Genomic DNA, 13,836 nt, shown 5'->3' with positions numbered 1-13,836 from the left:
GGCTATGGCAATAGCAAGTCAGGGAGTATGGTGGTGAGCATGGACGCAGTGCGACTGACCGGAGTCTTGGCGGATCGGGACGCGTGGCAAGCCACGCATTGCTCGATCGGCCGCGCAATGGAAGTGGTCGGCACGAGGTCGGCGATGCTCATCCTGCGTGAGGCTTATTACGGCACAACCCGTTTCGATGATTTTGCGTCGCGGGTCGGTATCACCGAAGCGGTAGCGTCGGCGCGCCTGAAGGATCTCACTGCTGCCGGCATCTTCGAGCGTCAGCCGTACAAGGAGCCCGGGAAGCGCACCAGGCACGAGTATGTGCTCACCGAGATGGGCCGGGATTTACTGCCGGCGGTGTTGGCGCTCATGCAGTGGGGCGACAAGTACCTGCACGGGGGCAGGGGTGGGCCGCTCAACGTTGCCGACGACAGCACTGGTGAACCCGTGACGGTCGACGTGCGCAACCAATCCGGCCACGTTGTGCCACTGGGGGAGTTGCGGGTGTCCGTGAACGGCGCTCGGGTGCGCGGCAACAGCTAATCGTCGAATATCGATTGGCGATCCTGTTGAGCAAGGTGGTCATCGGAGGATTCGGTCGAGATACGCGCGGCGCTGGGTGTCGTCGTAATCCCCGGGTGGCCGGTTGCGGGTGACGACACGCTTAGCGACTTGCAAGAGACGTTCAGGTGCAGCTTCCTCGAGCGTTCCTATCGGTGCCAGCCAGCGCGGGACTGTGACCTCGCGACCTGGTCGGCGTGCAGTGTCGGCGATGGCGCGACCTACCTGTTCGGGTTGCAGCGTGGGTTGCAGATCGAGCGAAACACCAGAGGTGAGTTCGGTGTTGACTGCCGCAGGCATGATCGTAGTGACCGTGACTGCGGTGTGGGCAATTTCGGCGCGCACAGCCCGCGACAGGGCGGCAACGGCGAACTTGGTGGCGCAGTACACCGCGATTCCTGGTGTGGTCACCTTGGCGGCCATTGATGCGACGTTGACGATGTGGCCGCAGTTGCGGGCCAACATGTCGGGGAGGAAGACGTACATGCCGTTGATGACGCCGCCGAGGTTGACCGCCACCTCCTGATGATGGCCTTCGAGGCTTTGGTCCACGAACGGACCTAGCCGCATGATTCCGGCATTGTTGACGAGCATCCGAACCGGGCCGTCGGCGCTGGCGGCAGCCCAGAACTTTCGCAGACTTTCCTCTTTAGTGACATCGAGATACATTGACTTGGCATCGATTTCAGCAGCGGTGCGGGCGGCCTCCTCAGCGTCGAGGTCACCGATCCACACAAGTGCTCCCCTGCGAGAAAGTTCAGCAGCAGTGGCACGTCCGATGCCGCGGGCTGCGCCGGTGACACAGACGACGGCCCCGTCGAGTTCGATCATGACCGCACCTCCTCGTTCTCGAAGTGGCGCAACGCAAAGTGGGCGATAGTACGAATCTCACCGGTGTGCATCGTGAGCAACGCTCTACCGAGGTGCAGCCCTGGTAGCAACTCGACGATCTCGTCACGGGTGCGTTTGATCGGGAAGGTCCGCACACTCGGATTGCAGTACTCCTCGATGCCGTAGTCCAGCGCGATCACGGGAATCTTGGGAGTGACCAGTCCGACATCGGCGCTGTAGCGAAAGTCGAAGCCCACAATCTCCGGGCCGGCCCGACGCAGGCCGCGATAGAGCGGCGCGATCACCCGCATCGCATAGCGCGCCAACGGGATCAGTCGATTGAACCCCGTACCTGACTCGGCGTTGAACGTCTTGCCCTGCCACGTCGGGTTGATCGCGAGCAGCGGATTGGCCAACGCGGCCTCGGGAACATTGAAGAGTTTGCCCACGATCAAACCTTCGTAGGCACCGTCGAGCTGCGCGGGCCGTGTTCCGGCGGCAAACAACGCGCCGATCTGGTCGCGGCGGTCGGCCCTACTCAGCTCACGCAGGTACCGCCATCCCTCTACTCGCGCTCGACCCGGCGCGTGTTTGGAGAGCTCACGCAACTCGGCCAGTATCGGCCCGATCACCGCTGTGACGGTGGAGGGAAGTTGGGTGGCAGCGGTAGCAGCATGCGGTGTGGGTGACATCGATGAACGTCCTCTCGGTAGCCGATGAACTATTCTGGTACCAAACTGTGCCAAATATGGTCGACAGGTGTCAAGGGCCCTACGCAGCGAACGAGACGAGGTGAATGCCACTATGGCTGTCATGAGTGCCCAGCCTGCGCGGAGCTACGGCGGAATCGATGCCGGCGAGCGGGTGCGGGTTCGCCGCAACCAGCTCATCGACGCCGCGCTGGGAATCATGGCCACTGACCAGTGGCGCACAGCGACGGTCGCCAGGGTGTGCTCGACCGCAGGGCTGAACAAACGCTATTTCTACGAAAGCTTCGACACCCTCGATGCACTGGCGGCGGCCGTCGTCGAGGAAACCGCACGTCACGTAAGCGAGAGTGCCGTCCTCGCGTTCGCAATGTCAGCAAAGAAGTCCCTGCAGGAGAGGGCCTTTCAGAGCATCGACGCTGCGGTGCGAGCCCTGGTCGAGGACCCTCGTCGCGCCAGGGTGCTCTTCGACGCGGTTTCCGCGTCCCCTGCGGTGTTGGCCCACCGGGCCGCGGTCGTTCAAGGCCTCGCGACGATCCTGGTTCAACACGCCCGCGAAGTTCACGATGTAAAACTCGAACGAGACAGCCTGGCCCGAGTTACGCCGGCGTTCCTCGTCGGCGGCACCGCCGAGGCGATCATGAGCTGGCTCAACGGCACTGTCGATATCACCCTTGAGCAACTGATCGATGACCTGAGCACGCTGTGGCTGATCACCGGCAACGGCGCCGCCGACCACGCCCGCCGGCGACTGCCCGAGGAAAAGCCGTGAGCATTGCAGAGGCGATCCGCGTCATTTTCTTACCCAAGGGTGGTTTGCCTGTGATGTGACGGTTGATCCGGCCACCTACGGTGTCCCAAATTGAACTCCGCTGCGCTCCGCTCTGGAAAAGCACTGATTTGTTTAAGGGATGGCCGCCGCGGCGTTCTCGACAGTCGACTGCTTATCGAGAAGTGTGACTTGATCGCTATTTAAGGACACGACGGAGAGGTCGCCTACCCAGGTGTCAGCCCGATCCGTGGCGAAGGGAGTGCGCCTTCTGTCACGGAAACGTAAGTGCCGAAACGTATCCGATGAATCACCCGTGCAGCCTGCATTGTGGTGAGGCTCGATCAAAAGTTCCATGACCACCCGAAAATTCAGGTGGAGGATGACCGCTCGAGGCAATCTTGTTTGTCCATGGCTGCCGCGCCGCCGCTTCGCGCTGGCTTGCCAGCGGATATACAGTCGACTGTCTCGACGACCGAGTTCGCGTTCGCGCTCAATACCACCGAAAACCCTTGACGCTGGTGGTTAGCCCCATTGGGTGTTCATCTTGTTCGCGAGCCATTCTGCGTCCGTCTGGACCATCGGTCCGTGCAGGCAGTCGTGGCCGCCGTTGTCTTGGACGTAATGGGTGTAGCACTTGTTTTCGTATCCACCGTGTCCTGCGATGCGGGGCACTGTAATGAATCAGGCGGTGTTGGTCTCGGTCATGGTGTTTCCTTCCGGAGAGTCCGTAGAGTCGCTCCCCTCGACACGGTGTTCCGGGCGACTTGTGCGACGACTTTCTTGGCCGCTCGGGGAGTGAAACACCCCTGAAACACCTTAAGCAGTTTGGGGAGGAACCTGGTTTGATCAGTTCGTGGCGGCGAGTTGGTCGGTGTCGAATCTTTCGTGGCGGGGCTATGCGGTCGAGGTGACGACAGGTGGCGTCGAGTTTTGGGCGATCGTTTCCCAGCTGAGGGTGGGGTCGGCGAGTTTGCGTCGGGCGGTGTCTTTGACGTTGTGGGGGAGATCGGAGGTTGCGATGAACTGTTCGAGTTCGGCAAAGAGGCCCGGCTCGAGTGAATATTCTTGGAACCTGTCCGAAATGCCTCTTGAATCGAACAAACGTTCGAGTATCATTGTGGTCAAGGGTGGGGAGGCTCTGATGACCACGGTCAGCGATTTTGTTTCGGTGGGGGATGTTGTAGCCGGTTCGGCTGCGGGTGTGCGTGGCAGGTTGTGGCGGTTGCGTCCGGCCGAGGTTCGGGACGTTGCCGTCTGTGCATCGGCGGAAATTCTTCGGCTGGAAGCGATTCGGGTTGCCGCAGTAGATGAGTTGGCGCTCAATCCTGATGAGCAGGTGCTGTGCTACCGGGGTGTTGGTCGGTGGTTGGCGGCGAACACGATGCTGCAGAACGCAGCCGGCAACAAAATCGCTGCCCTTGGTGCCGCGTTGCGGGTGTTCCCGGACATTGCTGCCCAATTCGAGGCCGGTGATCTCTCGCTCGATCATGCGGCAATAATTGTCGCGTTCTGTGAATCCCCACCAAAAGGTATGCCGGAGAACGCTCTACCGTCCTGCATGGCAACACTGCTCGCGGCGGCATCCGGGGTGGAGGCGACCACCATCAAGCTGCGGTATGCGATTGCGGTTTTGGAGCGGATCTTCGAATCGGATGAGACCCCGCCCGGTGAGGATGATGATCTCAATGTGTTACGGATTTCGCCGACGCTCAACGGGCGCGTGGCTATCAAGGGTGATTTCGACGCGTTGACCGGCGAAATGTTGTTGTCGGCTCTCTCGGGTTTGTCGATGCCGAAACCGGCCGCGGACGGGACCCCGGATCAGCGATCAGCTGCCAAACGAACCGCGGATGCGTTCACGGAGCTTATTCGCCGGTACCTCGACAACGCCGTCACCGGTGTTGATGGTGGGCAGCGTCCGCATGTGAATGTGCACATCACTGCGAAAGATCTTGCGGAGCATCGGGAATGCGCCACCATGCGTAGCGATGTCGCGGCGGATTTCGATGAGCCTGATGTCGAGGATCTTGATGTCGGGTACATGCCCTGGATGGGACCACTGAGTGTGAGCCTGACGCGCATGCTTGCGTGCGATTGCATGCTCTCGACGGTGTTGATGGACGGCAAGGGTGCGCCGCTGGATGCGACGCCACACAAACGCCTCGTCACACCCGAGCAGCGGACGGCACTGATCGCCCGCGACAAAGGCTGCGCCTTCCCCAACTGCGACGCCGTACCGGCTTGGTGCGACGCCCACCACATAAAACCCTGGTCAGTCGGAGGCCTGACGGTAATGGACAACCTCACCCTCCTCTGCCGAAATCACCACCGATTGATCCACAGCACCAGCGGGTTCCGCGGGATCTGGGAAGTCAAAATGGGCACCGATCACAAACCGTGGTTCATCCCGCCGGCCGCGATCGACCCGAAACAACGACGCCGTCGCTCCACCACCCGCCAAGGGCCCGTGCATCGAGACTGAAACCGGCCCTGCCGGAACTGAACACTGCGCGTTTGCTTCGCATCACCAGAATGCCGATGCGAAGCCAACAGGCATGCGCAGGTTCGGAAATTCCGTGGCGATATTCAGCCGTGCGTTAGCTCAAGGACTTCTTGAACCCGATGTGTGAGGCGACAAATCCGAGGCGTTCGTAGAACTCGTGGGCTTCTGTCCTCGTCTGGTCGGAGGTGAGCTGAGCGAGGAATGCGCCGCGGCGTGCCCCCTCGTCGCATGCCCAACGCAGCATTGCGCTCCCGATTCCCTGGCTGCGGTGATCCTCGTGCACCCGAACGGCCTCGATCTGCATCCGGGTTGCACCCATCCGGCTCAGTCCGGGGATGAAGGTGAGTTGCACGGTGCCGATCACGTTGTCGTCGGCGGTGGTGACAACAACAAGCAGGTGTGCGTCGTCGGCGTCGATCTTCTCGAAAGCTTTCTCGTAGATCGTCCGGGCGTCGGGATTTGTGGTTTCACGAGTGGACCCGATGGGGTCGTCGGCTAGAAGGTCTACCAGGGTGCCTACGTCGTGAAGCTCTGCCTTTCGGATGGTGTACACCGAATTGCCGCACTCTATCGACGCCGAAATCATCAGTGGTGCTCCTGTTGAAAAGTTAATAGACCGAAATGTCAGGTTCTCATGTCGGCGTTCAGCGTTGTTCGGAAGGGTGCGATCTCCGTTACGTCCAGAAGCGCATCAACGAATTGCCGGCCGCCGCGTAGTTCCCGGGTACCCCACTGAGTTCGAAGATCCAATAGATCGCGTCGAAAAAGATCACGTTGACCTGAGGGACAAAGAGAACTGCGACCAGAAGGAGTAATCCATACGGTTTGAACTGGTCGAGTTGCGCTCGGGTCGTTGGCTTCAGGAACGGTTCGAGCGCGCCGTAGCCGTCCAGTCCGGGAACCGGCAACAGGTTGAGGACGGTCGCCATCACCTGCAGGAACGCGAGGAAACTCAACCCCGCCCAGAACGTCACATGCTCTGGTCCGGATCCGTAAATGCGTATGACGACAAGCAAGACTATGGCGGCGATGGCGTTGGTTGCCGGACCGGCCAGGGAGATGCGGGCCTGGACTTTGGGCGAGAACATCCCGGTGCGGAGATAAACCGCACCGCCGGGCAAGCCGATACCGCCAAGAGCTATGAACAGCACCGGGAGCCCGATCGAGAGCAAAGGATGGCTGTATTTCAACGGGTTGAGCGTCAGATATCCACGGGCTGCGACGTCGGTGTCGCCGTGTCGCCACGCAATAGAAGCGTGCGCAAACTCGTGGAGACAGAGAGTCACCACCCAACCGGCGACGACAAGAACAAAAACCCCGGCCCGACCGGACACGGAACCCCATTCGGAACCCCAGGCAACAACGCCGCCGAGGACAGCGACGGCCACGACCCCGAGGAAGACGGGGCTGGGCCGCACGGCTGACCTCGCAGCGCCCGTTCTCACCGGACCAACAGCCAGGTCTTGTCGTGGCGGTAGAACGTCGAGCGTTTGAGGTCTCGGGGGTTCGGAACACCGTCGCGCACGAGGTGAGCTGCGGGCGCTCCCAGTTGGACGGCTCGACCTTCCAGCCACCGTCGCCCAGCCCAGCGACTGCGGCGATCAACGGACGCCCGGATGCCTGGCAGCTTGGGGCTCGGAACAATCCGGACACCCTGCACAGTGCCCGAGAAGAGTTTGTTGTCGTCGACGTACGCCTCACCGATCAATTCCTCGGTTCCACCTGGGCCGGTGACCGTGGCAGCGCCGACCAGCGCTATTCCGGCGTCGTCGCGAATCAGTGGCACGACGTGCGCGGTGCCTTTGAGTGCTGCGCGGGCAGCTTTTGCGCCCGTGGACAGTCTGTACGCATCGGTGGCGTCCGACCGATCCTCCGTGACGTAGGCGAGCTCGACGTCCAATAGCTCGAGACGCATCAGTCGCGTCAGCACAGCGGCAAACGCCGCGTCCGTGCCGACCACAATCAAGCGGGGTTCGGAGACGACCTTCAGTTGTGCCAGGGCCTCACTGAAGTCGTCTTTCTCGGGCACCTCCGGCAGCGCGAACGACGTGACCTCGCCCAACGGGAGAGGCACGGGTGAATCGCCACATCTGAGTACCACTGGGGTCAACGCGCGCTCCTAGCTCGATCATGACTTTGTCGGCGGTGGTTGCACCACCGACACCGCTCACCTGGCTGGGGAACAGTCGTCGGAATTGCAGACCACGATCCTAATGCGACGTCGGGTACAGACCGACAACTGCGACAACAACGAGCCGATTTCTGGACCGAAGGGTTTGATCGTGTGCTCTGGGCTAGACTTCTCCTTCGGTCACTGCAACAGCTCGGCTGCACAAGAGTGCGCGGATTCAGGCAGTACCAATGCGGCGGGACAACTGCTGCACGTCGACCGTAGGAGACAACGTCATGCCGGCAATCGTCCTGATCGGCGCCCAGTGGGGCGACGAAGGTAAGGGCAAAGCTACAGATCTACTGGGCGAGCAGCTTCAGTGGGTCGTGCGATACCAGGGCGGCAACAATGCCGGACACACCGTAGTTCTGCCGAACGGTGAAAAATTCGCACTGCACCTCATCCCGTCCGGAATCCTCACACCGGCCGTCACCAATGTCATCGGAAACGGCGTCGTGGTGGACCCCGGAGTGCTGCTCACCGAACTCGCGGGCCTGGAATCGCGCGGCGTGGACACGTCCCGCCTGCTGCTTTCCGCCGATGCGCACCTGATCATGCCGTACCACGTGGCCATCGACAAGGTCACCGAACGCTTCCTCGGTGCCAAGAAGATCGGCACTACCGGTCGCGGAATCGGCCCGTGCTACCAGGACAAGATCGCTCGCGTCGGCGTACGCGCAGCGGATGTCCTGGACGAGAAGATCCTGACCCAGAAGGTCGAGGCGGCACTCGAATTCAAGAACCAGGTGCTGGTCAAGATTTACAACCGCAAGGCTCTTGATCCCCAGCAGGTTGTCGAAGAAGTTCTGACGCAGGCGGAGGGCTTCAAGCACCGTATCTCGGACACGCGACTCGAACTCAACCTCGCTCTCGAGCGCGGCGAGACCGTCCTGCTCGAGGGTTCACAGGGAACGCTGCTCGACGTCGACCACGGCACGTACCCGTACGTGACGTCGTCCAACCCCACTTCCGGTGGCGCAGCGGTTGGTTCGGGCATCGGCCCCACCAAGATCACCACTGTTCTCGGAATCCTGAAGGCGTACACCACACGCGTCGGCTCGGGTCCGTTCCCGACGGAACTGTTCGACGAGTTCGGTGTGTACCTGGCCGACAAGGGCGGTGAGGTCGGTGTCACCACCGGTCGTGGCCGCCGCACCGGTTGGTTCGACGCCGTAATCGCCCGCTACGCAACGCGCGTCAACGGCATCACCGATTACTTCCTGACCAAGCTCGACGTGCTCAGCAGCCTCGAGACGGTGCCGATTTGTGTTGCATACGACGTCGACGGTGTGCGTCACGACGAAATGCCGATGTCGCAGACCGACATTCACCACGCCAAGCCTATCTACGAAGAGATGCCGGGTTGGTCCGAGGACATCTCGAAGGCTCGCACGTTCGAGGAGCTTCCGCAGGCCGCGCAGAATTACGTGCTTCGACTCGAAGAACTGTCGGGTGCGTTCATGTCCTGCATCGGTGTCGGCCCCGGCCGTGACGAGACGATCGTCCGCCGCGAGGTCATCCGCTAGGAATTGTTTGTCGAAATCCCCGTTCCTTTCAAGTAGGAGCGGGGATTTCGTGTTTCAGGCTCGCGTCGACAAGTATTCGGTGACCTTCGTCCAATCGGGAAACTTGGTGGTGCCGAACTTGATCCACTCGCCCTCGAACCTGTCTGCGCCGTTGGCTCCGCGATCGTCGACGAGGAAGTCGCCTCGGTTGAGGTGCTTGTGGTGCGAGAGGATCAAGCGCTTGTACGCGACGCTGCCTTCTTCCAGTCCGAGGTGTTCCTGGACCCACAGGACCTTGTCGTGCCACGCGGTTGCGTTCTTCCAGGGCGCAGTCGACAGGATGTAGGTGTCGAACTGCCGCGCTAGTTGGTGGTACGCGTCGATCGCGCCGTCGAGGGGATCCATACGCGAGAAGATGTGTGGGGCTTCGTCGAGGTCGTTTTCGAATTTCTTTCGCACATTGTCGGTCAGGCGATCGATGCCGGACTGGAAGTTGACGAGGGTGTTGTCGAGGTCGATGTAGAGAATCTTCTTGGATTCAGACATCTTGGATTCAGGCATCTGCGCCTTTCTTCGAGCAGAAAGAGTCCAGTTTTATCGAACTGGACTGAGATCAGTGAATTCTTCCCCCTCATCACAATGGCACGGGGGTCCGACAGAGTTGTTCCCGGACCGTTCGCCGACCTCGCCGAAGATGCCGCCAAGCGGTGCTGCCAGGCGAAACTGTTCCACTCGAATGTATGTACCTTCACCTTCTGCTGGCGCAAAAAAGTACACGACGGCCACAAAGAGTCCGATGCCGATAAGCGTTGCGAAGGTAGTCATAAGCTCATCATCAGGTCCACTGGTATTGAATTACATAGCCAAGTACTCGATACTGGACCGCATGATGACTCGAGTTCTCGGTGCCCGTTCCCTTGCGCGTGATCTCGGGTCCTGGCAGGAGGAATCGGGACGACGGCCCGCCTACCGCGCACTGGCCGACGGTATTCGCTTACTCGTGCACGACGGGCGCGTTCCGTTGGGCGTGGCTCTGCCGAGCGAGCGTGAACTCGCAACCGTGCTCGAACTGAGCCGCACCACGATCACGTCGTCGTACTCGGTTCTGCGGGACGAGGGCTATCTGATCAGCCGTCAGGGTTCGCGCAGCACCGTGGCGTTGCCTGCCGGTGCGCGGCCGAACGGCTTGATGTTCCGCCAGCACCAACCCGGCCCGAGCGGTGCCGTCGTCGATCTCAGTTATGCCGCGATGGCTGCCCCGGCCGAGCAGGTGCAGCAGGCGTATGCGTCTGCGCTGGAGTCACTTCCGCAGTTCCTGCCCACTCACGGCATGGAGCCGATCGGCATCGCAGAGCTGCGGAACGTCATCGCGCGTCGTTACAGCGCACGCGGCTTGCCTACGACACCCGAGCAGATCATGGTGACCTCCGGCGCCCAGCACGCTTTGCGGTTGTTGTTGTCGGTGCTCACCTCTCCCGGCGAACGGGTACTGGTGGATCACCCCACGTATCCCAATGCGCTGGAAGCGATTCGGCGCAACGGGGCCAGGCCCGTTCCGGTTCCGGTGCGCCCGGAGTTTGCCGCCGCCGGAGCCTGGGACCTCGACGGAATCCGAAGTGCTGCAAGGCAAACCGCAGCTCGCATGGCCTACCTGATTCCGGACTTCCACAATCCGACGGGTCTGTGCATGGATTCCGCAGGGCGCGCGGAGCTTGCCAAGATCGCCCACGAGACCCGGATGACGCTTGTCGTCGACGAGACCATGGTGGACCTGTGGCTCGATGCGCCGCCGCCCGCTCCGGTGGCAGCGCACGGACGCGGCGCCGCCAAGACGGATGTCGTAACCCTCGGTTCCACCGCGAAGTCACTGTGGGGCGGCTTGCGCGTCGGCTGGATTCGGGCCGACCCCGCACTGATCACCCAGCTGGTGGGCGCTCGCGCGGCTGTCGACCTCGGTACCCCGGTCATGGATCAACTTGCCGCGGCATACCTCCTCGCCGACGACCACTCGCTGCTCGACGAGCGTCGCGCGGTCCTGCGCGAGCAACGATCGGTTCTGCTCGACGCGGTAGCCGAGCGACTCCCGGACTGGAGCCCCACGATCGGCTCGGGCGGAATGTCGGTATGGATGCGCATGTCGGCACCCGTGTCGACTGCCTTGGCGGCGGTGGCGCCCAACTTCGGAGTGCTCCTCGCAGCCGGCCCGAGATTTGGCGTCGAAGGTGCTTTCGAGCGGTTCATCCGTGTGCCATACGCACGTTCGTCGGAAGATCTGATCCGCGGAGTCGCGTCCATCGCCGCTGCATACGACACCCTTGCGACCGATCGGGACGCTGCAGACCAACGCCTCGTCGTCGTCTGAGCGGCTAGCCTGCGCTCGCGCGGGTACCCACCTGGAAACCAAGGTGAATCCAGGAGGTTTCGATGGCAACCGTCGAAGGAGTCAGTGCAGCGGGAGCTGGGGCAGGGGGAGCCGGGGCAGAAGGCGTCAGCGAATCGGAGGCATTGGCGGAACGGATGTTCGCGGCCGCGATCGGGGCGGCAGAACTGCAAGCGGTCTACCTCGGAGATCGGCTGGGCTGGTATCGCGCCCTGGCCGACTTCGGGCCCCTCACGTCGACGGAACTGGCCGATCGGACGGCAACGGTGGAACGGTATGCCCGCGAATGGCTGGAACAACAGGCCGTGGCCGGGTATCTGGACGTCAGTGCGGATGCAGACCGCCGATACACCTTGTCCGCCGCGCACGCCGCAGTACTCGTAGATTCGGACAGTCTGCTGTATGTGGCGCCGATGGCCCGATTGTTCGTGGCGACGACAACGTCGATGCCCAGACTGCTCGACGCGTATCGCCACGGCGGCGGGGTGACCTGGGAGTCCATGGGCGTTGACGCGCGCGAGGGGCAGGCGTTGCTGAACCGCCCGATGTTCCTGCGCCAGTTGTGCCAGGAGTTCTTGCCGATCATTCCGGATCTGCACACCACGTTGACCGACGGGGCGAAGGTCGCGGATCTCGGAATGGGGGAGGGATGGTCTTCGGTGGCACTGGCTATCGGATACCCGAAAGTCGAGGTTCACGGCTTCGACGTGGACGCGGCGTCTGTGGCTGCGGCGCGCCGGCATGCGAGCGACTACGGCGTCGACGACCGTGTGCATTTCTCGTTGGTCGATGTGGCCGGCCAGGCCCCTGAGCAGGAGCGGGTGGAATCGGGTACCTACGACGCTGTTTTTGCGTTCGAATGTCTGCACGACGTGCCGGACCCGGTCGGGTTTTTGTCCACCGCCCGGTCGATCGCGCGCCCCGGCGCACCGGTGATCGTCATGGACGAGCGCACAGCGAGTTCTTTCGATCCGAATGCCGGGCAGGTGGAGCAACTGCTCTACGGGTATTCGCTGACTTGCTGCCTGCCGGACAGTCTCTCCCACCCCGGAAGCGTCGGGACGGGAACGGTCATGCGTAAGTCGACACTCGAAAGTTTTGCCCTGGCAGCAGGTTTCGAGCGAGTGGATGTGCTGCCGATCGAGCACGAGTTCTTGCGGTTCTACCGATTGGGCTGACGCCCTGTGCGCCTTTGTGGTAGCCGGAACTACCAGAAAGGCGCACGGGGCCGAAGGCCCTAGGTCAACACGGGGCCGAAGGCCCTAGGTCCAGACCGTGTCGATATCCGTCGCTTCGCGCGCCGGCGGCGACGGAACGCTCGCCGGGGTGCGGGAGAAACGCGGTGCCGGAGCGTGCTGGGTGACGCCGTCGAGTTCGATGAGCGAGCCGCGCGCTGCGATGTGCTCGTTCGACGGTGCTTCCGCGAAGGTCAGTACCGGCGAGACGCACGCGTCGGTGCCGAGGAAGATCTTGGCCCACTCGTCGCGAGTCTTGGACAGGAACTTCTCCGTGAAGAGTGCCTTCATGTCGTCCCATTTGCTGGAATCCATCTGATGCGGAAGCGTCGACGGATCCAGTTCGAGGCCTTCGAGCAGCAGGGCGTAGAACTGCGGCTCGATGGAACCGACGGCCATGTACTTGCCGTCGGAGGTCTCGTAGGTGTCGTAGAACGGCGCACCGGTGTCGAGGAGGTTGACACCACGCTCGTCGGACCAGACGCCGCGGCCACGGAAGGCCCACATCATGTGTGAGAGGGCGAGGGTGCCGTCGACCATGGCCGCGTCGACTACCTGGCCTTTACCGGAGATCGAACGCTCGACCAGGGCGGACAGGATGCCGAAGATCAGGAACATGGAACCGCCACCGAAGTCGCCGACCATGTTGAGCGGCGGAACGGGACGTTCACCCTTGCGACCGATGGCGTTGAGGACGCCGGTGAGGGAGATGTAGTTGATGTCGTGGCCGGCGGCGCTCGCGAGGGGGCCTTCCTGGCCCCAGCCCGTCATACGCCCGAAGACGAGACGAGGGTTGCGCTCCAACAGCACGTCGGGTCCGAGCCCCATACGTTCCATGACGCCGGGACGGAAGCCTTCGATGACAACGTCGGCGCGATCGACCAGGTTCAGGACCTTCGCGACATCCTCGGGATCCTTGAGGTTGGCTTCGACGACACGACGGCCTCGCTTGATCTGGTCGGAGGCGTTGGCGTCCTGAGGAATCTGGCCTGCGCGTTGCACGATGACGATGTCGGCGCCCATGTCGGCGAGCAGAGTCGCTGCGTGCGGTCCCGGTCCCAATCCAGCGAATTCCACGATCCGAATGCCCGCGAGCGGGCCCTTCTTCTCCACAGTTTCTGCAGACACACGAACTCCCAATTCAGACGGCGACAACACTTCTGACCCGACGGTAACCT

At 62.1% G+C, this 13,836-nt stretch carries 14 protein-coding genes; 6 read left to right on the top strand and 8 right to left on the bottom strand.

Going from position 1 to position 13,836, the window contains the following annotated elements:
• Positions 1–39: 39 nt before the first annotated feature.
• Positions 40–537, top strand: a complete 498-nt coding sequence (locus CJ178_RS12690; RefSeq protein WP_045064086.1) for a winged helix-turn-helix transcriptional regulator — start codon at positions 40–42, stop codon at positions 535–537.
• Positions 538–576: 39 nt separating this feature from the next.
• On the opposite strand, the gene CJ178_RS12685 is transcribed toward CJ178_RS12690, so the two are convergent.
• Positions 577–1,386 (bottom strand): SDR family NAD(P)-dependent oxidoreductase, encoded by an 810-nt coding sequence (locus CJ178_RS12685; RefSeq protein ID WP_095886816.1) that lies wholly within the window; start codon positions 1,384–1,386, stop codon positions 577–579.
• Positions 1,383–2,078 (bottom strand): hypothetical protein, encoded by a 696-nt coding sequence (locus CJ178_RS12680; RefSeq protein ID WP_257013115.1) that lies wholly within the window; start codon positions 2,076–2,078, stop codon positions 1,383–1,385. Before CJ178_RS12680 ends, CJ178_RS12685 begins: the two co-directional genes overlap by 4 nt.
• A 121-nt stretch (positions 2,079–2,199) precedes the next feature.
• Here CJ178_RS12680 and CJ178_RS12675 point away from each other — a divergent pair, with 121 nt between their 5' ends.
• A complete protein-coding gene (locus CJ178_RS12675) occupies positions 2,200–2,865 on the top strand; it encodes a TetR/AcrR family transcriptional regulator (RefSeq protein WP_033235815.1) in 666 nt (221 codons plus the stop codon).
• A gap of 894 nt (positions 2,866–3,759) precedes the next feature.
• Here CJ178_RS12675 and CJ178_RS12665 read toward each other — a convergent pair.
• Positions 3,760–3,966 (bottom strand): hypothetical protein, encoded by a 207-nt coding sequence (locus CJ178_RS12665; RefSeq protein WP_143547510.1) that lies wholly within the window; start codon positions 3,964–3,966, stop codon positions 3,760–3,762.
• A 40-nt stretch (positions 3,967–4,006) separates the two neighbouring features.
• Between CJ178_RS12665 and CJ178_RS12660 the strand changes: the two genes are divergently transcribed.
• Entirely contained in the window at positions 4,007–5,347 is a 1,341-nt protein-coding gene (locus tag CJ178_RS12660) for an HNH endonuclease signature motif containing protein (protein WP_095887953.1), read from the top strand.
• Positions 5,348–5,462: 115 nt separating this feature from the next.
• Here CJ178_RS12660 and CJ178_RS12655 read toward each other — a convergent pair whose 3' ends face one another.
• From CJ178_RS12655 to CJ178_RS12645, 3 genes are all read right to left on the bottom strand, one after another.
• Positions 5,463–5,954: a GNAT family N-acetyltransferase gene (locus tag CJ178_RS12655; RefSeq protein WP_033235653.1), complete on the bottom strand. Its 492-nt coding sequence runs from the start codon at positions 5,952–5,954 to the stop codon at positions 5,463–5,465.
• Between the two features lie 88 nt (positions 5,955–6,042).
• Positions 6,043–6,813: a site-2 protease family protein gene (locus CJ178_RS12650; RefSeq protein WP_095886813.1), complete on the bottom strand. Its 771-nt coding sequence runs from the start codon at positions 6,811–6,813 to the stop codon at positions 6,043–6,045.
• Positions 6,810–7,469 (bottom strand): hypothetical protein, encoded by a 660-nt coding sequence (locus tag CJ178_RS12645; protein WP_033235651.1) that lies wholly within the window; start codon positions 7,467–7,469, stop codon positions 6,810–6,812. Before CJ178_RS12645 ends, CJ178_RS12650 begins: the two co-directional genes overlap by 4 nt.
• A 305-nt stretch (positions 7,470–7,774) precedes the next feature.
• Here CJ178_RS12645 and CJ178_RS12640 point away from each other — a divergent pair, with 305 nt between their 5' ends.
• A complete protein-coding gene (locus CJ178_RS12640; RefSeq protein ID WP_033235650.1) occupies positions 7,775–9,064 on the top strand; it encodes an adenylosuccinate synthase in 1,290 nt (429 codons plus the stop codon).
• 54 nt (positions 9,065–9,118) lie between these two features.
• Here the strand turns inward: CJ178_RS12640 and CJ178_RS12635 are convergent, their stop codons facing one another.
• Complete coding sequence (locus tag CJ178_RS12635; RefSeq protein ID WP_095887952.1) at positions 9,119–9,589, bottom strand: 5' nucleotidase, NT5C type; 471 nt, start codon at positions 9,587–9,589, stop codon at positions 9,119–9,121.
• A gap of 340 nt (positions 9,590–9,929) precedes the next feature.
• Between CJ178_RS12635 and yczR the strand changes: the two genes are divergently transcribed.
• Both yczR and CJ178_RS12620 read left to right on the top strand, forming a co-directional pair.
• Positions 9,930–11,405: a MocR-like transcription factor YczR gene (gene yczR, locus CJ178_RS12625; RefSeq protein ID WP_095886812.1), complete on the top strand. Its 1,476-nt coding sequence runs from the start codon at positions 9,930–9,932 to the stop codon at positions 11,403–11,405.
• Between the two features lie 155 nt (positions 11,406–11,560).
• On the top strand, positions 11,561–12,601 hold the full coding sequence (locus CJ178_RS12620) for a class I SAM-dependent methyltransferase (RefSeq protein WP_257013366.1): 1,041 nt from the start codon (positions 11,561–11,563) through the stop codon (positions 12,599–12,601).
• An 84-nt stretch (positions 12,602–12,685) separates the two neighbouring features.
• Here the strand turns inward: CJ178_RS12620 and CJ178_RS12615 are convergent, their stop codons facing one another.
• The gene (locus tag CJ178_RS12615) at positions 12,686–13,786 is read right to left on the bottom strand and encodes a CaiB/BaiF CoA transferase family protein (RefSeq protein WP_033235812.1); all 1,101 of its coding nucleotides are present in this window, start codon (positions 13,784–13,786) and stop codon (positions 12,686–12,688) included.
• Positions 13,787–13,836 lie beyond the last annotated feature (50 nt).

The sequence above is a fragment of the Rhodococcus sp. ACPA4 genome (assembly GCF_002300185.1).
Classification (GTDB): domain Bacteria; phylum Actinomycetota; class Actinomycetes; order Mycobacteriales; family Mycobacteriaceae; genus Rhodococcus_F; species Rhodococcus_F globerula.
The sequence above is the reverse complement of the archived record's forward strand: the minus strand, read 5'-3'. Positions and strand labels throughout refer to the sequence as shown.